Genomic DNA, 21443 nt, shown 5'->3' on the forward strand with positions numbered 1-21443 from the left:
TGAATGATAATTAAAAATAATTTACTGAACCTTTACCCTCACACCTTCAGAATGACTTGCGAATTCAGGTGCGTACATACACTGGATTGTTGTAATTCCGTTTGAGAAATCTCCTTTGAATGTTACACGCAGCGGATACTCAAACACATAAGTTCCTTTCGGCAGCCAATCCATAAAGAAGTTTGTTGCAGCATCTCGTGTGTTTTCATAATAATATAAACCATCCTGGTATTTGTGCTGAGAGAGAACATTTATCGGTTCAAATCCTGCCGCACGCATATCTTTCATATGAACGAATTCTATATCGCGGTCAACACGGATTTCAATTCTAACTTTCACCAGATCTCCCGGTTTCAGCTTTGTGTTTTCATCAACCGGAGTAATTTTCTTTCCTGTTGGTGAATCCAGTTCTAGGAATAACTGCTTCTTTATCTTCAACGGAGTTTCAGCAGGAGTAATTTTATCAAGCTGTTCGTAATACTGCCAGTAGAGTGAACCCCAGGCAACAACATTGTTATTGTTGGTTACAGTTACTTCTCCCATTTCAGGTTTTATTTCTTCACCCTTCCAGGAAGTTTTGAAATATCCCGTTCCGGCCTCGATATGAATTTCAGGATTGTTCAGAAGATCAAACTTCTCACCACCAATCGTTATGTCAGGTAATTTTGTATCAGCAAGCCAATCGCTTCCTCTCAACAGAAGTGCATAGCAAGCTTCAGCAGTTGCTTTGGTTGTTTTCCAATCCTGAACTTGTTTCTGTTTCAGCAGCCAGACTTTCATATCATCAACAGACTTTTGATCTTTCACAATTTCATCAACTGCTTCAATCAGCAATGCCTGAGTTTCAATCGGAGCCTGATACCACCACCATCCCCATTCTTCTTTGAAATACATTCCCATTTCATCATTGAACACCGAGTTCTCAATAATCGATTTGATAATCGCTTTCGCTGTCTTCGCATCATACATTCTGTAAAGAGTAAGTGCAATCATTCCCTGCATATACTTATTGTTGCTCAGCCAGTATTTCTGTGCCTGACCCTTCCAGTAATCGAATGCTTCTTTGTATTTGTCATCGACAGGAATATCGAGATAGTAACTTCTTCCATAAAGATATTGTGCCTGGATGTAACCGATATTTTTCTTATCAAGGATTCCGTGCTTCTTTATCCATTCATAATCTTCATACATTCTGATATCAGTGTAAACGACAGCTCTCTGAAGCATTTGCCAGGTTGTAGGATTTTCCCGAATGTCTTTTATTCCTAGTCTTTCAAGATGTCCCATTCCAACAACAATATATTGAGTGATGAAACGGTTTTCAGGAAGTCCCGGGAACCATGGCCATCCGCCGTTTGAATACTGCATTTCCTGAATTTTCATTTCTGCTCGTTCAAGTTCACCAGCCATTTTTACTAAGTCAAATAATAATCCGACTCTTCTCTTTCTTTCACTTTCATCCTGTGCATCGAGAACCCACGGAGTTTCTTCAAGCAATGCATACTTCAACTCCTGGTTCTTTTCAAGATTAGAGAGAAGTGCATCTTTATCAACTTCCTTCCAGCTCTCAAAAACTTTTTTGATTTTCGGACTTGAGTTTGCAATATGAGTCGCGATGCTGTTTGCATAAAATCTATTGAACACCTGCTCGATACATTCGTACGGATATTCCATCATATACGGCAATGCCTGAATTGCATACCACGCAGGATTAGCAGTGAACTCAAGTGTGAGATTATAATTCTGCAAAGTTGTGGATTTATTTTCCATCAGTTTTTTAAGAATGAAAGTCTTCGTCTGGTTTCCTCTTACAGGAAGCGGAAGAGTTTCTGTAACAAGCATTCTATTAATCAAAATCGGAAGCGCATTCTCTTCACCGTCAGAATGTTTTCCGGAAGTTGCAATAACTCTGTAAACAATCGCATCAACTTTGCCGAGAGGAACTTTAAGTCTCCAGCTTAATCCTTCGCTCATTCCTTTTTCTGCAGAGAAAGATTTTATATTATCAGTATTTTCAAAAAGTGCGTCGACAGGTTTCATTGTGAATGCATCAAACAACTGCAGAGTTGCTGAACCTGTAATTGAACTATCGGAAAGATTGCTGACCTTTGCAGTGAAATAAATTTCATCTCCTTCTCTTAAAAATCTCGGGGGATTCGGCATTATCATCAAATCTTTCTGCGTCACAGTTTCATTGTAAACTATTGCATTCTTCAAATCTTTTGTGAGAGCAAATCCCATAAATTTCCATCTTGTCAATGCTTCAGGAACTGTGAAAGAAATTATTATTTCACCTCTTTCATTCGTTCTTAATTCAGGATAGAAGAAAGCAGTTTCATTAAGATTTTTTCTGACAGGAATTCCTTCAAAGTCATTAGGTTTTTGGACTTGAGTTTGTGATTCTTTCTTCTCTTTCACGCCTCCATCAATGTAATAGCTCACTTCATCTTGTCTGCCCCCCCTTATATTAATTGTGGCATTACCTTCCTTTTCCATTACCACTCCAGATTGCAGTGATGTAATATCACCAATGCTTCTCGTTGGCATCATATCATATCTGCCATTAGCATATCCGTAACCATAAAAATAAAAACCAAAGTTGTTGATGTACGGTAAATACATATATGGTCTGTTCACATATTGGTTCCAGCCTTCATCATAAAAGGACGAACTAATGCTTTTAAAATTATTATCAGTCGTCCAGTTATATCTTGAATAAAAGGAGGAATAAATATTAAAGTTCCAGTAATTTGCTGCGAAAACATCGAGAGAAGCATCATACATTGAAGCAAGAAGTTCTGCTGCGACTGCATCTCCATTTGGTCCTGATATTTTCAGCTTCCATTCTTCATTTGATCCTGGAAGAAGTTTGTTTCGGAAAGTTTCGAATGAAATTTTTAATTGCTTGTTCGTCCACGGAACTGTAATAACTTTTGTAATTATATTAGGTTCATTATTTACGATTGATGAAATATGAACTACAAGATTTCCGCGATACTCTTCTTTAACCAAAATTTCAATTTTCTTCTGTTCATTATCAAGTTCAATCCATTCTTTTCTGATAATCTTTCCATCGTATTCCAACTCGAAAAGTGCTTTAACATTTTTTTCTGCCGAACCAATGTAAAGAGTTACAGTTTCTCCGGGCTCATAACTTCTTTCATTCATATAAACCCAGCTTGATTCGTTCAAAGGAGTTTTATCAGATTCTGGATCGAATAAAGTGAAATATCTTGTAAGTTCAACCGGAGTTCCGTTTTTGTCTTTTGTTTTCAGAATCAGGACATACTTTCCAGCCTGCCATTCAGGTAAATCCTTGAAAGATATAAACGAGCTGTCAACTGTTGTAAAACTTGTCGTGAATTCTTTCCGTTCTTTTTCCCAGTTGAAGTATTCATTCTCTTCATCATAAACATCGTGCTGAAAGTTCTGATAGAATTCATCTTTTGTCATCAGAAATTTATCAGGTTTCGTCCAGAGCCTGCTCCTGAAAATTCTTTCGGGATTTTTCAAACGATAAACTTCAATCGAAATCGGTGCCGGTTCAAACTGTCCGTTCAGGTTTGTGGTTGAAACTTGGTATCTATCAATTTTATAAGAGTTGATAATTTCAGGAAGAATAATGTTTGCAACCAATGCAACATAACCTGCACTCACATAAGTCTGCGCAGAATGAGTTTCTCCCGTCACATCAATTACATCCGCATAAACAGTGTAGCTGAAGACCGGTTTGGTTTCTTTCGGCATTGAAAGATCGGGAATCAAATCAAACTCGACTTTGAATTTTCCTTCTTTATCTGTGGTTGTAACTCCATTCGTGATTTCCATTTCGTTATATCTTCCCCAGAACCAGTTGTAATACCATCTCCATCTGAAATCATAATACGGAAAGTAAACTGTGCGCACAACTCTGTATTTAACATCAACATCATTCAGGTTTGCACCGGAATAAGTTTTTGCAAAACCTTCAACTGTTACTTTATCATTTAAAGAATAACTTCCTTTTACCGGGTCAAACTTCACTTCAAACTTTGGTCGTTTGTATTCTTCTACTCTGAAATACTGAGAACCATTTTCATTTTGTATGCGGTATTGTCCGCCAATCTTTCCAAACGGAATTGTAAACTTTCCGTTGAACGTTCCGTATTCATTTGTAGTGAATGTTGCATCAGCGATTTTCTGATAGTTGGCATCGAAGAAAGTAACTGTCGTGGTTTGGTTCGTAACAACTTTATGATCTTTTTTCCCATCGGTATTAATCATCAAGCCTTTGAAGTAAACAATTTGTCCGGGACGGTAAATTGCTCTGTCAAGATAAAAGAAAGTTGTGTTTCGTTTTTCGGTTCTTTCCTGGTAGGAATAAGAATAAAAATTCTGCGACTCGAATTTGTCTTTTTTATGAATGAAGATTACTTTAAAGCTGTTATAACTAGCTGTAGTTTTATTCAGAATAATTGATCCCTGCTCATCAGTAAATCCGCTTTTAATAAGAAAGAATTTATATTCCCTATCATCAGGTTCATAACGTTGCCCATAAAATTCATATTTAACATTCGCAATTGGATCGCTCGATTTCCGATTGAGAACATAAAAATGTTCATTATTATTTTTTTCATTTTTCCTGATGTAGCTGATATTTGTAATCCATGTTCTGCTGTAACCAACTGCGTTTTTTACATAAGTGAATTCAGCATCGGTCCCGACAAGAATCAGATATTGACCAACAGACAACGAAGGCATTTTTATTTCAACACTGTGACTTTGATAATCTTTATCATCCGGAAGATCAACTGACCATTCCTGAATTGGTTTCTGTGATGCATATCGTTGATAAAGCTTTTGCGCATCAAGTTTATTTTTTGTTTGATCTAATGACTCTGTCCAGGGGAGTATGCGCAAATAAATCTTGTTAACATTTTTATAAGTAATTAAAGAACGGAACGGCTCATCAGGAATGTTTCCATATTCAGTCTGGACACTCAAACTTTTTTGAAGTATCGCATTCTGAAGCCATCCGCATTCCCCGGCACCAAAAGTATCAGGATACTTTTCAATGGTTGAATTGCAAATCTCAAGAGCTTTTTTAATTTTCCATTTGTAATTATCCGAACCGTTTGAATCGTACTTTAACCCTTCGTTATAATGATATTGTGCAATGTTGAATGAAATGAGAGAAGAGTATGGAACATCCTTGAATTGCTTTTCCATTTCAACAATCGCATTGAGATACAAACTATCCTTTATTGAATTAACAGTTTGACTTCTCACAAAATTCAGTCTTGCAAGATCAACATCTATCAATGCATCTTTTTCTTTATCCTCAAGATGAAATTCTATTAATTGCTGGTAAAGCTGAATTGCATAAAACTTTAGTGACAACGAATCTTTGGTTGAATAAACAATTTCTACGAAATCTTCTGCGGGTGAAAAATCATCTTCACTCTTTAATTCAAACTTGTAAACAGGTTGAGTTACTGATGCCTCATCATTCACAAAAAAAGCAATAGCCTGATGTGCAAGAAGATCGTACAATGTCGGACGGAGATAAGAATGTTCGGTCGTTCCATAAACAAGAATATCTTCAAACTCTTTGAGTGGAATTTTCTTCAGCTTATCGCTTTCCTCAAGTGAAGCGTGGAAATATTTTGTGATTTCTTTGATAAGTCTTGATAAATCCCACGTTTGAAAGTTTTCATTATCAAAATTCACAGTTTCGGTTCTTTGCTGAAATCTCCATCTGTTGTTCTGATAATACTGCCAGTAAATATTTGCAAGAATGGATTTAAGAATTGCATTTGCAGGAAATGAAGCTGAATCAATTTCAGCTTTTACATCATTAACAATCTTAACGTGACTGTCTTCCTCTATGTAGTTGCCATATTTCAACTTGTAAAAAACAGATTTGATAAACTGCGGCTGATTGTTGTCTTTCTTCGCTGCTTTGTAAATTTCCTCAACTACTTCAAGAGCAGAGCGAGTAAGTCCCTGTTGTTCTAATGAATCAACTGTTTTCCAGGCAGCTTTGTAATCATCTTTGAATTGATATGAAAACTCATTATCCGAATCAATATCAAAAATGTTTATTCCGGGAATCAGGTTTGAAAATGATAAAAATAAAAATGCAAATGGAAGGAGAAGCAAAAGATGATATTTATGTTTCATTGCAATTACCCTTAAATTTTTCATAATTATAAAACTCCCAATTCAATTATTTTAACTGGTAGTTTTACTGTCAGGGAACAAATAGGTTCCTTAAATTATTTTTTTGATAGGAGAAATTTAAAGATAAGAAAAGTGAAATGAGACAGATTTGGCGGGAAGAATCAATTATTGATTATGAGTTGTCAGTTTCTCAAACATCTCAATATCTGTCGCTGTTGTAACTTTAAAGTTGAGCATTGAGCCTTCAACAATATTGATATCAATGCCAAGTTCTTTTACAAGCATTGATTCATCGGTTCCAATAAAATTCTTTTCGTATGCTTTTTTCATTGCTTTAATTAAATCCCCGTACTTAAAAATCTGCGGTGTCTGCACGTAATACATTTCTGTTCTGTCAACATACTCTTTTACGAACTGATCACCTTTAAGCAAAGTATCTCTTGCTTTCAGGCAGACAAGCGCATTTCCCTTATCTTTTGCAGTTTTTATCGCATTGGTTAGAATATTATCGGGAAGTAAAGGTCGCGCAGCATCGTGTACGGCAATTAGAGCATCATCATCTGCTTTAATTGCTTTCAGTGCATTGTAAACTGAATCCTGTCTTTCTTCTCCGCCTTCAACCAGTTGTGAAATTTTCGTGAGATTATAATCCTTTATAATTTTATTCAGAAGTGTAAAGTACGGCTGTTCTGCAGATATAATTATTTCATCAACAAGATTACTTTTCTGGAAAACTTCAAGAGTATATGCAATCAATTCCTTTCCGTGGAATTTGAGGTACTGCTTCGGAGTTTCTGTTCCGCTTCGCTTACCCTTTCCGCCAGCAGGAATTATTGCATAAGTTTTCATCTGGTAACCTTTTGGTTACAGTATAAGCATTGCATCGCCGTAACTGAGGAAGCGATATTTTTCTTTAAGAGCTTTTTTATAAGCTTTCATAGTCAAATCAGTTCCTGCAAGTGCACAAACAAGCATTAATAGTGTTGATTCCGGAACGTGAAAGTTTGTAATTAGTTTGTTTGTAATTTTAAACTCATACGGAGGAAAAATAAATTTGTCTGTCCAGCCGCGGTTTGGCTTTACAAATCCATCTGCAGTTGTACTTGTTTCAAGTGCACGACAGGTGCTTGTTCCAACAACGAAAATATTATGCTTTTGATGCATTGCGTGATTAATAACTTCAGCTGACTTTGCAGGAATTTCAAAGAACTCGGAATCCATTTTATGTTTTGTCAAATCTTCAACTTCAACCGGCCGGAAAGTTCCCAATCCAATATGAAGGACTACAGGAACAATTATCACTCCTTTTTTATGAGCTTTTTGCAAAAGCTGTTTTGTAAAATGAAGTCCTGCGGTAGGAGCAGCAACAGCACCATCAACTCTTGCAAATATTGTCTGGTAATCTTCTTTGTCAGATGGTTCCGCTTCTCTTTTAATGTAAGGCGGAAGCGGAGTGAGTCCAATTTTTTCCACAGCTTTAAAAATATTTCCTGCCTGGTTGAACCTGATCGTTCGTCCTCGTGATGTTGTATTATCAATTACTTCACACCAGAGCTTATCATTGAAATAAATTTTGTTTCCGATTCTCACTTTTCTTGCCGGATCAACAATCACATCCCAGATCGCTTCTTCGGAATTAAGCTCTCTTAAAAGAAACACTTCAATCTTTGCGTTGGTTTTTTCTTTCTTTCCATACAACCTTGCCTGGAAAACCCGTGTTTCATTTACAACGAGTACGTCACCTTTAGACATATAGTCAACAACACTTGTAAACCGTTTTGACTCTAACTCCTGCGTTTCTCTGTTAACCACAAGAAGTTTTGACTTATCTCTTGGTGAAACAGGATATTTAGCAATTGAGGTTTTGGGTAGAACATAACTGAAATCTGATAACTTCATCATTTTTCGTCCTTCGAAATTATTTTTAAAAAGCGGATGACAATAAAGCATCCGCCAATAATTTATTTTTTACTTTTATTCTTTGAAGCTGATTTCTTCAACTTCTTTTCATTAATAACAGCACGGCAGCAGCAAGTCTCGCAATTGGAACTCTGAATGGAGAACAACTTACGTAATCGAGCCCTGTTCTGTGACAGAATTCAACCGAAGATGGTTCACCACCATGCTCACCGCAAATTCCAACTTTTAAATCCTTACGAACTGATCTTCCCTTTTTTGTTCCCATTTCAACAAGCTGACCAACGCCAGTCTGATCGAGAGCTTCAAAGGGATCAGTCGGTAAAATTTCATTCTGCACATAAAGCGGTAAAAACTTACCGGCATCGTCTCTTGATAATCCGAATGTTGTCTGAGTTAAATCGTTCGTACCATAGCTGAAGAACTCTGCTCTGCTTGCAATTTCATCAGCAGTTAAAGCAGCGCGAGGAAGTTCAATCATAGTTCCAACTAAGTAACTGATCTTCTTTCCTTTTTCGTTCATTACTTCTTTAGCAACACGCCTTACAATTTCTTCCTGAAGAATGAATTCTTTAACGTGACCAACAAGTGGAATCATTATTTCAGGTTTAACAGGAATTCCTTTCATCGAAATATTCACGGCAGCTTCGATAATTGCTCGTGCCTGCATTTCTGTAATTTCAGGATAAACAACTCCGAGTCTGCATCCTCTGAATCCAAGCATTGGATTGAATTCGTGCAAGCTTTCTATTTTTGCTTTTAGTTTTGATTGATCAATTCCAAGTTCACTTGCAAGCTCAGCAATTTCTTTTTCTGAATGCGGAAGGAATTCGTGCAGCGGTGGATCAAGTGTTCTGATTGTAACAGGTCTTCCTTTCATCACCTCAAATATTCCTTCAAAGTCTTCTCTTTGTAAAGGCAGAAGTTCGGCTAGTGCTGATTTTCTATCTTCAAGAGTATCAGATACAATCATCTTCCTTACAGATGTTATTCTGTCGCCGCCAAAGAACATATGCTCTGTTCTGCAAAGACCAATTCCTTCTGCACCAAATGCAATTGCATTGCTTGACTGATCTGGTTGATCGGCATTGGTTCTTACTTTTAATCTTCTTATTTCATCAGCCCATTTCATCAGGCTTGAGTATGTCTGATACACTGACGATTCTTTTGCCTGCATTGTTTGTGAAATAAGCACTTGAATCACTTCCGATGGTTTTGTTTCAAGTTTTCCTTTTATAACTTCACCTGTTGTTCCATCAATTGAAATGTAATCACCCTCACGAATCACATCGTTCTTTCCTTCAACCCCGATCGTTCTCTCCTTATAATTTATTTTGAGAGCACCACAGCCTGCAACGCAAACTTTACCCATTTGTCGTGCAACAAGTGCAGCGTGAGAAGTCATTCCGCCACGAGCAGTCAAGATTCCTTCTGAAGCATTCATTCCTTTAATATCTTCGGGCGAAGTTTCAATTCTTACGAGAATTACTTTGTCACCCTTTGCTGCCATCTCTTCTGCATCTTGTGCACTGAGAGCAACTTTACCGGAAGCGGCGCCAGGACCAGCATTCAAACCTTTAGCAAGTAAACTTCCCGCTGATATTGCTTTATTCTTTTCATTCTGATCGAAGATTGGTCTTAATAATTGATTCAACTGGTTGGGCTCTATTCTGCTGATCGCATCTTCTTTGGAAATTAATTTTTCCTTCACCATATCGACTGCCATTTTGATAGCAGCAAATCCGGTCCGTTTTCCAACTCGGCACTGAAGCATCCAGAGTTTTCCCTGTTGAATTGTGAATTCGATGTCCATCATTTCTTTGTAATGCTTCTCAAGTATTTTTCTGATGTCATCAAGCTGTTTATAAATTTTAGGATCTTCTTTTTTCAATTCAGAAATTGGATGAGGTGTTCTTGTTCCTGCGACAACATCTTCTCCCTGAGCGTTGAATAAATACTCACCGTAAAAAACATTTTCACCTGAAGCAGGATCACGTGTGAATGCAACACCAGTCCCGGAATCTTCACCCATATTTCCAAAGACCATTGATTGCACATTTACAGCTGTTCCCCAATCTGCGGGAATGTTATTGAGCTTACGATATACAATTGCTCTTTCATTCATCCATGAGCCAAATACTGCACCGACCGCACCCCAAAGCTGGTCCATCGGATTATCTGGAAAATCATGTCCGGTTCTTTCTCTGATTGCTGCTTTAAATTCTTCGACCAATTCTTTTAAATGATCTGCAGTAAGTTCAGTATCAAGTCTGAATCCGTGCTGATGTTTTTTCTTATCAAGAATAACTTCAAACGGATCTTCGTCGTGTTTATCAACTGGTTTTAATCCGAGAACGACATCGCCGTACATTTGAACAAATCTTCTGTATGAGTCATAAGCAAATCGAGGATTGTTTGTCTTTCTTATCAATCCCTGAACTGTGACATCATTCAATCCAAGATTGAGGATTGTGTCCATCATTCCCGGCATTGAAGCTCGAGCACCGCTTCTAACAGAAAGAAGCAATGGATTTTCTGCATCACCGAATTTTGCTCCCATTTCTTTTTCAACTTTACTTAAAGCGGAAAGAACCTGAGCTTTTAATTCTTTTGGATATTTTTTGTTGTTATCGTAGTAGTAGGTACAAACTTCAGTTGTAATTGTGAAACCGGCAGGAACCGGTAATTTAATATTAACCATCTCAGCAAGGTTGGCACCTTTACCGCCAAGTAGTGATTTCATCTCAGCTTTTCCTTCGGCGCGTTTTCCTCCGAAAAAGTATACATATTTTCTGGGCATTTATATTTCCTCCGAAATTAGATTATTTTTTGAAATATGTGCTAAATAGAAAAATTTTAGACCCCAAAGATAAAGCCTTTAAAGGCATCTTCATCATCAAGGGCAAATTTTATTTTTAAATAATATATGTCGATGTCGTCCATCTCACGTGAAAATCTGGTCAATTTTACTGCATCCTTTTCAGTTGTAACGACAGAGTGCGAATTTGTTGAATAAAACAACTGTCGTATTCTCTGAACATCATTATAATTATATCTTTTATGATCCTTGAAAATCAGTTTATTTTGTGTATCAACTTTTGTCTGCTTCAAAATATTCAGGAAAGAGAACGGAGTTGCGATTCCGGATACTACGAGGCTTTTCTGCCCCTGGAATTCTTCGAGGCTAAGTTCAGTATTGTGTTTTAAATCGAAAAAACTAATTGCCTTGTAGTAACCGGTAAATATTCTCTTATCCTCAAAGTGTCTTTGGTGATGGTCAGGGATATCCTTCTTTTCCATAAACTTCCGGTTGATGATAACAACATCTGCTCTTCCTATTGATGAGAATGATTCCCTCATTATTCCTGTTGGAAGCAAGTTATTTATGAAAAAATGATTTTCCGTCAAAAGGCGTTGATCAATAACCAGAATATCAACATCTCTCTTTATCCAGCGATGCTGGAATGCATCATCAAGTACGATTGTATTTACTCCGGTATCATTTATTAATCTTTCCGCACCTTTGACTCGATTTTCAGAAACTGCAGCCGGAACTGAGCAGTCTAAAGCAGTATGATAGATTTCATCACCTGCTTTATCTACGGTCGATAAAAATTTCTTACCATCAGAAACAAGAATATACCCTGATGATTTCCTCCCGTAACCCCGGCTTAAAACTCCGACTTTTTTCCCTCCAAGCTTCAACAAACTTGTAAGGTAAATAGTTACGGGTGTCTTACCGGAACCACCGAAAGATATATTGCCTACAGAATAAACTTTTGCATTCACCGTACGGCTTTTAAAAATATTTTTATCGAACAGAAAATTCCTCAGCCATATTACAAATGCGTATACGGGTATCAAAGGATATAATATGATCTTTAGCAAATTCATACTAATTAGTAAAATCCTGCGCTGACTGTTGGAGACGGTTCAACTCTTCATCACACTTTGAGATGATTGCCGAAGTTTCTTCATACGATAGATTATTATCAACATAAATTGGTTCTGAATAAATAATCTTTGCTTTGGTGAAGAAGTGCGGTATTTCAAATCTGTCCCAGTTATTCAAAGCTTTTTTCTTTTTAAATCCCACTCCGGCCAATATTAAAGGTATTCCTGATTTTTTAGCTGTAATAATAGCTCCGGCTTTAAATTGTTGTTTTGGTCCGCGCGGTCCATCAGGAGTGATTGCAATCGAATACTGATTTTTTGCATAGTCAACCATAATTCCAAGTGCTACATCACCTCCAGTGCTGCTTGAACCTCGGACAACCTGGTATTTCCACTTCTTTAAAATCTTTGCGAGAAGATCACCATCTTTACTTTTGCTTGTCAATGCGGCAAAATCATTCGCACCATGCAAATACCACGGAAGGATCATTGTTCCATGCCAGAATGCGAGTACAAAGTTTTGATTTTTTATTTTCAGTTCTTCAATCACTTTTAAATTCGCTTTTTCAATTTCCAGACTTTTACATAATGCCGTTACTGCAAAGTAAAGAAAATGATCGCCCAAAAACCTAAGTATCCCCTGCTTTGATTTTTTAATACTCATTCAGTATTTCCAAAATTTTACCGGCGGCTTTTTTTGATGCACCATCACCGCCCAGTTTCTCTTTTACCAATCCGAGTTTTTGTTTTACTGCCAGATAAGTTTTTCCATCTGATAAAATTTTTGAAGCGATAGCAAAAATATTTTCAGCATCTGCGTCGTTCTGAATCAATTCCGGTACAACCATTTCATCCAGTAAAATATTCACCATTCCAATTCTGTCAAGCTTTATCAGCTGCTTCCCAATCAGATAAGTAAGCGAACTTGTTTTGTATACAACGATCATCGGCAGAGCAAAATACCCGGATTCAAGTGTCGATGTCCCTGATTTGATTATACCAAAACGTGAATACTGCATCAACTCATAATTATAGCCATCGATGGAGACAAAATTTTCAGAATCAGCAAGATGACGCAGTAATTTTTCATCAATATTTTTTGATCGGGCAACAACGACCTGCAAATTATATTCTGCTGCAAGCTTATTAGCTGCTTTGATAATCTCGGGGAAAATTGACTTTACTTCCTGCTTTCGGCTCCCAGGCATCACCAGAAGAATTTCTTTTGCTTTATCCAGATTGAATTTTGTAAAGAATTCCTCCCTGCTTAAAAAATTATATTGACTTATTCTCTCAACAAGCGGATGACCAACATATTCAACATCTACATTCTCTTTTTTGTAAAAGTCAACTTCAAAAGGAAATACAACCAGCATCTTATCAACCAGTTGTTTTACTTTTTTTACTCTACCTTTTGCCCACGCCCATAATTGAGGCGAGACATAATAAATAATTTTTATTCCGAGAGGCTTTAGTTTTTTTGCAATGCTTAGATTGAATCCAGGATAATCAATCAGTACCACACATCTGATGTTTTCTTTTTTTATCACTTCAATCAGTTTCTTTTGGACTTCTCTTATGAAAGGCAAATGTTTTACAACTTCAACAAATCCCAAAAACGCCATCTGATTGGTATGATATATTAAATCCATTCCTGCTGATTTCATTTTCTCCCCACCAATACCCGTAATTATCAAATCAGGTTTTGAAGATTTTAGTTCCCTTACCAAAGCGCCGCCAATCAAATCACCGGATACTTCACCCGTAATGATCATCAATTTATTTTTTACTGCAGAAGTCACGATCAACCCCTGATAAGCCAAAGGATAGTTAGCAGTAAAGAAATTCCAAGAAATGCCTGAAGACTTCTTCTTTCAGATTTTAGTCCGGCTTTTGAATTGTAAGGTGGTTGAATTATGCTTGAGTTTTTATAAGGCAAAAGTCTTGGTAAAAATGCCGGAACATGCTTGCAGTATTCTTTGTAGTCATTCTTAAATCTTTCAACTAGATATTTTTCTTCTTCTCTGACAATGAAGTAATATTGAAGAAGAAAGAAAAGAATCGCAACAATTTGTAAATACGGAAACAATGCAAATGACATAATTCCAAGTCCGAAATAGATGAGTATATTTCCGACATAAAGTGGATTACGAACATATGCGAACGGACCGCTGATAATAAGAAAAGTTCCGCCGACTCCGCCAGTTGTTCTGGTTTCGCTGCCAGCCCAGCTTACTCCCCAAAACCTTATGAGCTCTCCAAACAACGCAACGATAAATCCGATAATTAAAGTCATCGGAGTTGATTGCTGAAAAATTAACATCAGAATTAAAAATGGAATCGGAGTGTAACTTCTGTATTTAAATGCAAGAGATGAAATGTTATTCATTAATTTCTTAATTCAGTTGAAAATATGTTTACTCTGCCAAATACGCTTCGCGGCGTTTTAATTCTGCCTGATGTCTTTTCTTTAATCTCTTTTTGGATAAAAGTCCATCCAGCTTTACAATCACATCATCAAAATTCCTGAATGGGAAAAATGTTATCCTGTTCATTTCACAAAATCGCAGGAGACTATCTTTCGCAAAAATGAAATCCACGTATTGAACTGCATCGATATCTGAACTCCCATCGCCAATATAAACTGTGTAATCGTTTTCGCTGCTGTTCTCGATTATATGATTTCTCTTGCAATTTGATGAGGTCCTGCAATCTGCATTAAAATATGGAAATAGAGGCATCAACTTCCCATTAGCAGTTAAGTTTAATTCGTTACTAAAAAAATTTAAATGTCCAAGATTTTCTCTTCCCAGAATTTTTTCTATGTAATAATCAAAACCATCACTCAGAACAAAAACAGGAAAATTATTCTTTTCACAATATTCAATAAAACGATGAAGCGACGGTTCTACTTCCTGTGAAAGTATAAATTCATCAAACTCTTTCTTTTCGATTAATGGTGCAGCGAGACAGAGAGCTTCCCAGCATTCTCTTGATGATATATTTTCTAAAAGAAGATCTGTCACTATTTTACTGACGACATCTTCATCAACGAATTTTCTAAAAATTTCTTCCCCGACATCGTTCTTTGTTATAGTGCCATCAAAGTCAATAAATATTTTGAATTGTTTTTCTGTCAAAGGTTTGATTGAATTACGGATTAAATTATTGAAATGATAAGATGGTTTTCTGTACTTATTTGAAATCAGTTGACTATGCAACGACTTTTATATCTTCATTAAATCTGACGCTTACAAGCTTTGAAACTCCTTCTTCCTGCATCGTAACACCGTAAAGAGTTTCTGCTGCTTCCATCGTTCTTTTATTGTGTGTGACCACTATAAACTGTGTGTTTTCGCTGAACTGTTTAATCAGCCTTGTAAACCGGTCAATGTTTGCATCATCAAGCGGTGCATCAATTTCATCGAGAATACAGAACGGACTCGGCTTCACAAGATAAATTGCAAATAAAAGTGCAATTGCTGTTAATGTTTTTTCTCCTCCTGATAAAAGCTCGATCGAAGTCGGACGTTTCCCCTTTGGCTTTGCAATTATTTCAATTTTGCCTTCGAGCGGATCGGCACCTTCTTCCAATCTCAGATCTACCTCATCACCGGGATCGAACAATGATCTGAAAACTCGAATGAAATTTTCCCTTATCTGGTTGAATGTTTCAGCAAATTTTGCCTGCGCCGTATGATTTATTTCTTCAATAGTTTTTACGATATCTTTTTCAGATTCAACAAGATCGTCACGCTGTTTATTAAGGAATTCAAGTCTGTCGCGTTCTTCTTCGAATTCAGAATATGCCAGAAGGTTTATCGGACCAAGATTCCGGATCTTCTGACGAAGATCATGAACTTCTTCTTTGCGCGGTTCAAATTCGAAACTATCGTTGTCATCAAATTTCTTCCGTTCAATCTTTATTGAATACTCCTCATTTATATGTTCGAGGAGATTATTCTTCTTAATTTCATATTCACTCAGCTTGATTTCAAGATCGCGGTTTGCATCAAGTATATTATCTTTTTCAGCTCGTATATCATTTATCTTTGTTTCAATAGCAGTACTCTCAGACCTCAATGTATTGTATGCTTCCTCAACTTTTTGAAGCTCGGTAATTGTATACTGTTTCTTGCTCTCAAGTTCAGCAGCTTCTGATTCAAGCTTTGCTATCCGCACATCAATTTCAGATATTTCTTTGTGAGCAAGTTCCGTATCATTCTTGCGTCCCGAAATTGATTTGAAGGTGTTTGCAACATTCTCTTCGGACTGAGATATAGTGTTACGAAGGTTTCGTACTTCACCGAGACTTCTTTCGATAATAATCTTAATTTCGTTTTCCTCGGCAATTAACTGATCAAAATTCTGTTCGGCTTTTCTATTCTCATCTTCCAGTGATTGGAGTCGTGATTCAGCAATTACTTTTTGATTCTGAAATTCAGCAAGCTGACTGCTGATTGTGTTTTTATCATTGTCAAGCTTGTTAGCATCAGCAGCGATATCTTGTATAAGCTGACGTGTTTTTTCGATCTCATCGTTTGCCTTTTTCTTTTCATACTCAAACTGCGAAATCTGCTTATCAATATTTGCGAGATCATTTACAAGCATTCTTCCCTGGTCAGATAAAACCTTCAAATCAATCTTGCTGATAGCAGTTTCATAATCAGAAATTTTCTTTGAAATTTCATTAAGGTCATTCTGCTTAGATGGAATATCCTTCTTGATCTCAAGTAAAAGCTGTCTCTTTCCGAACAGTGATTCATCAATAATCGCTGAACCGCTTTCAATTAACCCCGTTCCTTCTGCAAGATCGCCGTCAAGTGTAACAAATCTGAACTCGGGAAATTTTTGTGAAAGAGAGATTGCAGAATCCAAATCATTTACGATAGCCGTTTTACCGAGCAACTTTTCAAAATAATTTTTCCATTCGCTTTCTACCTGGACTGCATTTGCTTCCCAATCCTGGAAAGATTTGTCTGCTTCAATTTTTTTCTTTTGTCTGTTTGAAAAAAAGTTTTGAAGCTTTGCCAGAATTCCTGAATTTCCGATTCCATTCTGCTTTAAATAAAATGAAGCTCTTCCAAGATTATTATTCTTAAGATGCTTAATCCCTTTCTTCAACTCTTCAAGAGAAGAGATGAGGATATCATTTACATTATTACGTAAAGCGGCTTCAACTGCTGCTCTTAAATCATCAGAAGAATTGCCAGCGTTTGCAAGAAGTGTAACTTTCCCGTTAGCCCAATCTTTTAATTCGAGTAATGATTTTGTCCCCTGTGATACACCTTCGAGATTATCAACGAGATTCTGAATAAATGATATCTTATCATTAAGACTTTGCAGGATGCTGTTCAGTTCAAGCTCTCTCGCTTTGTATTCATTTAATTCCTGTTCAAGCTTTTCTTTTTCCTGAACTTTCTTCGCATAATTATCTTCAGCTTCATTCAGGTTGGAAGCAACTTTTTCTTTTTCATCTTTTAAATTTTCGAGGAAACCTACCGTCTTCGCAATATCACTAGTAAGATTTTGAATTCGGGAGTTAAGCTTTCTTATTTGTGAATTCCTGTCCTCGAGAGATTTGGTAATATTAAAAAGCTCATTCTCTTTGTCGCTTATGTGTTTCAATCCTGAAAGAATAACTTCAGAGTGTTTTTTCACCCCGGTTCTTTTTTCATCAAGTAATGAACCTGCATTTTCAATCTTCAGCTTCAGTTCATCTTTTATTTCTCTGTTCTTTTCTATTTCACGAGTGAAGGTTTCGGTATCCTGGAGTGCCTGTTGAATTACTTTCTTTGTTGATTCGATGCGGCTGTTGAGTTCAACTATTTCACTTTCGTACCTGGTAATATTTAAGTTAACAGAGTTCTTTCTTTCCCTTGATACAGAAATATCGCTCTGAAGCTTATAAATATTTTCTGTAAGTCGACCCTCCTCAACACGCTTCCCTTTCAGGTCATTTTCATAGCTGACCATATTTTTTCTGATTTGGTCAAGCTTTTCAGAGAGTGATGATATTTCATCTTCGCACAATTTCTTTTTCTTATTGTTCTCAACTTTATTTTGAATAATCTCTTCAGTTTTGTCAAGAAACCAGGCATACTCACGTTCAGCAAGTTCAAGTTCGATTTCTTTCAGCCTGGAAGATAATTGATTATACCTGTCAGCTTTCTTCGCCTGTCTTTCAAGACTTGCAACATTTTTAGCAACTTCACTAACGATATCATTTACTCTCGTAAGATCGCTCATCACCTCTTCAAGCTTTTTGAGAGCAAGTCTTCTTCTTAATTTATATTTATTCACACCAGCAGCTTCTTCAAACATTGTACGGCGTTCTTCAGCTTTGCTACTCAGAATTGTCTCAACCATTTTAAGTTCAATAACGGAATATGCGTTCGCACCAATTCCGGTATCCATAAAAAGATTAGTAATATCTTTTAACCGGCAAATGTTTTTGTTAAGAAGATACTCGCTTTCACCGGAACGGAAAATTCTTCTTGTAATTGTAACATCGGTGTATTCGGTAGGAAGTATGCCTTTTGTGTTTTCTATTGTAAGTGAAACCTCCGCCATTCCCATCGGTTTCCTGGTGGAAGTGCCGTTGAAGATAACGTTCTCCATTTTATCACTTCGAAGAGTGCTGCTTCGCTGTTCACCTAAGCACCATCTGATTGCATCTACAATATTGGTTTTTCCGCAGCCATTTGGACCGACAATGGATGTTACTCCCTCATGAAACTTTATCGGAGTTTTTTGAGCGAATGATTTAAAGCCGAATATTTCAAGCTTTGATAAATACAATCCTTATTCCTAAAAAATATTAAACTGTTTCAATGCAAAAAGTATGTACTGGATTGTTGAATATTTCAACTCATAATAGAATAATACCAAGCCGGCAACTGCAAGAATGAATATAATACTATAGAAATAAACCGTCGCGGGCTTTGAATCAAAAAGAACATAAATTCCTTTCATCAATCTGTACAACACCCACAACTTTACGATCAGAAGTCCCAGATAAACATAAGTATTTATACTGCCCGAATACAATAGTCTGTATAAAATTATTCCAACAGGGATTAAAAGAACAATTGGAAGCATCGCCCAGATAATAGTAAAGTATACGCTGATGATGTAAACTCTTGTTCTAACGAATAACGATGCAATTTTTATAATAAGTGCAACGATTACAAAGAGAACAATATTGAATGCTGTAAGCCAGAGAATTGACATCACCGGATTCCAGGCAAGATAATTTGCCGTTTTCATCAGCATCGGACTTGCAAAAGCAATAAGCACATTTTCAAAAACCAGGCTGGTTTTAAGATGATATAAAATGTTGCTGACAATCAAAGCGATCACAGCAGCTATTATTAATCCAAGCAAAGTGGTATGCGATGCTGATATTATTCTTTGATCACGAACATCAGAAAAGAAATTATATGGACGAAGTAATGCTCTCGAAGCATCTTCACGAAACTTCCTGCCTGAATTAACTAGCACACCCATAAAAATTGCAAGCAGAAGTCCGAAGATGATAAATATCATCGGCGAGTCGTCTTTCTTGCTGCCGATCGGTATGGTTACCTTTTCAAGATTATTAAGTTTTGAATAAACCACTTTGTAGCTTATTCTGTTTTTGCTTCTGTTCTCATCCATCAATCCGATTTTATACAGATTTTTTTCATTTCCACTGCAAAGCAGAGAGGAGAAATCTCCATAGTAATCAGTGAATGAATTCAGAAAAAATCCCGGAACATTGTTTTGGTTCAGGTAATCGAAAAATTCCTCGTAATACTTTGCCTGAGCTTCAAAAGAATATTCATTCAGATATCCATCGCTTCCTCCGATATAAACCGGATAAGTAACCAATGAGAAGAAAACTTTCTGTTTCCCGAACTTCTCCTGAAGATCTCTGATCTGCTCATCAAAATCCGATGGCTTGTCATAGATAAATTCTATCCCATACAAATCAAGCTTATCAATTTCCGTGATGTTTGTCCGTGAGAATGAAGCATAAGTGAGAAGATTGCTTCTTTCTTTTGAAGAATTTACAAGCGTTGATATCAATAAGATATGTTCTTCAAGTTCTGGAAGATAAGTTCCGCCAAAACCTATCCCTGCAAATGAAGAGTACTCCTCGTAGAACGAAATATAATTGTAAAGAAACTCTTTGCTTCTGCTGATGAAACTTTCCTCTGAAGCAATTCCTTTGGGAACTGCATTGATAGGAATATCGAGGAATGCTAACAATCCGTACTTTTCACAAAGCCGGAGATAATATGGGTGCGCTGTACTTTTGGCAAACCTTACAGAATTGAATCCTGCTTCTCTGATCAAAGCAATATCCTTTTCCATATCCTGGTAAGAAATCAGCTTGCCGAAGGTTTCAACACCGGGATAATATGCGATACCTTTTAAGGTATAATCAGCACCATTTAGAACAAACGATTCTTCACCGGCTTTTAGTTCGTACAATGAAATCACTTTATTTTTTTGATCGATGAGAGAATCACCAATGAACAATTGCTGCTTTAAAATATATGATAACGGTAGTTCCGGCGACCATAAAAGTGCTGAAGGAATATCAATCTTTTGTTTGATGGAAATATCTTTATTACGATCGAGAACAAAGTTGTATCCGGGGATTTCCTTGACCACAATGCCTGCCTGATCTGATACAGAAATTTGTAAACTATAAGTTTCAGCAACATCACCAATAGCAATGTTCCCTCTCGTTCTGTTATTTTTAATAAGTGATTCAACGTTGAGTGAGACATTTTTATAATCAGGAGAAAATAAACTTACAATCTTTTCTTTGGCTATATAAAAATCCGGTTTTGTGTGTATGTAAACATCGCCAATAATCCCGCCCCGGTTTTGCGGGAATAGAAATCTCTGCTTCTGCGGGATTGTATTTTTCGAGTTTAGCTCGTAGAGCAATTTTAAAGAGAGTATATTTTTTTTATCGCTTCGCAATATGTCTCTCGGAAGAGAAACTCTGAACGGATATTCACCACCACTATGACGGTAAATAATAGTTTTATTTAAGGAAATATCTGCCGTATAATTAATAGAAAAGAAAACTAACTCAAGTGTGTTCTGCGAGATCATCTCTCTGGAAAGCTCAAATTCTTTTTCAAAAATCAATTCACCCTCGCCTTCAAATACCGACGGAACACTTACTTGCAGCTTTGGTGCTTCCTCGTCATCAGCAGGACGAACTGACCATTCACCATTCAGAGAAATTATCGAACGCGTTGAGCTGAGATCGAAGAAAAGAGAATCAGTCGTGATAATTTTATAATCGGGAACTTCTTTAAAAACAACCTGGCTGAATGAAAAATGAAAAGCAAAAAGCGCAAGAAATCCTGATAATACAAGAGATCTAATGGGGAAGGTTAACATCCGATAAGCGAATCCTTTGAAAATTTATAAAAAACGCACAAATATACTACAGAATCGAGGGG

At 36.7% G+C, this 21443-nt stretch carries 11 protein-coding genes; all 11 read right to left on the reverse strand.

The features are described 5' to 3' along the window. Window positions 1-21: 21 nt before the first annotated feature. On the reverse strand, window positions 22-6186 hold the full coding sequence (locus IPM14_11170; protein MBK9098652.1) for a hypothetical protein: 6165 nt from the start codon (window positions 6184-6186) through the stop codon (window positions 22-24). Window positions 6187-6327: 141 nt separating this feature from the next. Next, the gene (gene ispD / locus IPM14_11175; GenBank protein MBK9098653.1) at window positions 6328-7011 is read right to left on the reverse strand and encodes a 2-C-methyl-D-erythritol 4-phosphate cytidylyltransferase; all 684 of its coding nucleotides are present in this window, start codon (window positions 7009-7011) and stop codon (window positions 6328-6330) included. Window positions 7012-7026: 15 nt separating this feature from the next. After that, a complete protein-coding gene (gene queA, locus IPM14_11180; GenBank protein MBK9098654.1) occupies window positions 7027-8061 on the reverse strand; it encodes a tRNA preQ1(34) S-adenosylmethionine ribosyltransferase-isomerase QueA in 1035 nt (344 codons plus the stop codon). Window positions 8062-8158: 97 nt separating this feature from the next. Further along, on the reverse strand, window positions 8159-10879 hold the full coding sequence (locus tag IPM14_11185) for a pyruvate, phosphate dikinase (protein MBK9098655.1): 2721 nt from the start codon (window positions 10877-10879) through the stop codon (window positions 8159-8161). Between the two features lie 56 nt (window positions 10880-10935). Then, window positions 10936-11973 (reverse strand): tetraacyldisaccharide 4'-kinase, encoded by a 1038-nt coding sequence (gene lpxK / locus IPM14_11190; protein MBK9098656.1) that lies wholly within the window; start codon window positions 11971-11973, stop codon window positions 10936-10938. 1 nt (window position 11974) lies between these two features. Continuing rightward, the gene (locus tag IPM14_11195; protein MBK9098657.1) at window positions 11975-12637 is read right to left on the reverse strand and encodes a lysophospholipid acyltransferase family protein; all 663 of its coding nucleotides are present in this window, start codon (window positions 12635-12637) and stop codon (window positions 11975-11977) included. Then, window positions 12627-13748: a lipid-A-disaccharide synthase gene (gene lpxB, locus IPM14_11200; protein ID MBK9098658.1), complete on the reverse strand. Its 1122-nt coding sequence runs from the start codon at window positions 13746-13748 to the stop codon at window positions 12627-12629. The genes IPM14_11195 and lpxB overlap by 11 nt, the downstream gene beginning before the upstream one ends. Window positions 13749-13777: 29 nt before the next feature. Next, entirely contained in the window at window positions 13778-14362 is a 585-nt protein-coding gene (locus tag IPM14_11205) for an isoprenylcysteine carboxylmethyltransferase family protein (GenBank protein ID MBK9098659.1), read from the reverse strand. Window positions 14363-14390: 28 nt separating this feature from the next. Beyond that, on the reverse strand, window positions 14391-15113 hold the full coding sequence (locus IPM14_11210; protein ID MBK9098660.1) for an MtnX-like HAD-IB family phosphatase: 723 nt from the start codon (window positions 15111-15113) through the stop codon (window positions 14391-14393). Between the two features lie 73 nt (window positions 15114-15186). After that, entirely contained in the window at window positions 15187-18774 is a 3588-nt protein-coding gene (gene smc, locus IPM14_11215) for a chromosome segregation protein SMC (GenBank protein MBK9098661.1), read from the reverse strand. Between the two features lie 9 nt (window positions 18775-18783). Next, complete coding sequence (locus tag IPM14_11220; GenBank protein ID MBK9098662.1) at window positions 18784-21381, reverse strand: hypothetical protein; 2598 nt, start codon at window positions 21379-21381, stop codon at window positions 18784-18786. Window positions 21382-21443 lie beyond the last annotated feature (62 nt).

The organism is bacterium (assembly GCA_016716565.1).
Lineage (GTDB): Bacteria > Bacteroidota > Ignavibacteria > Ignavibacteriales > Ignavibacteriaceae > IGN2.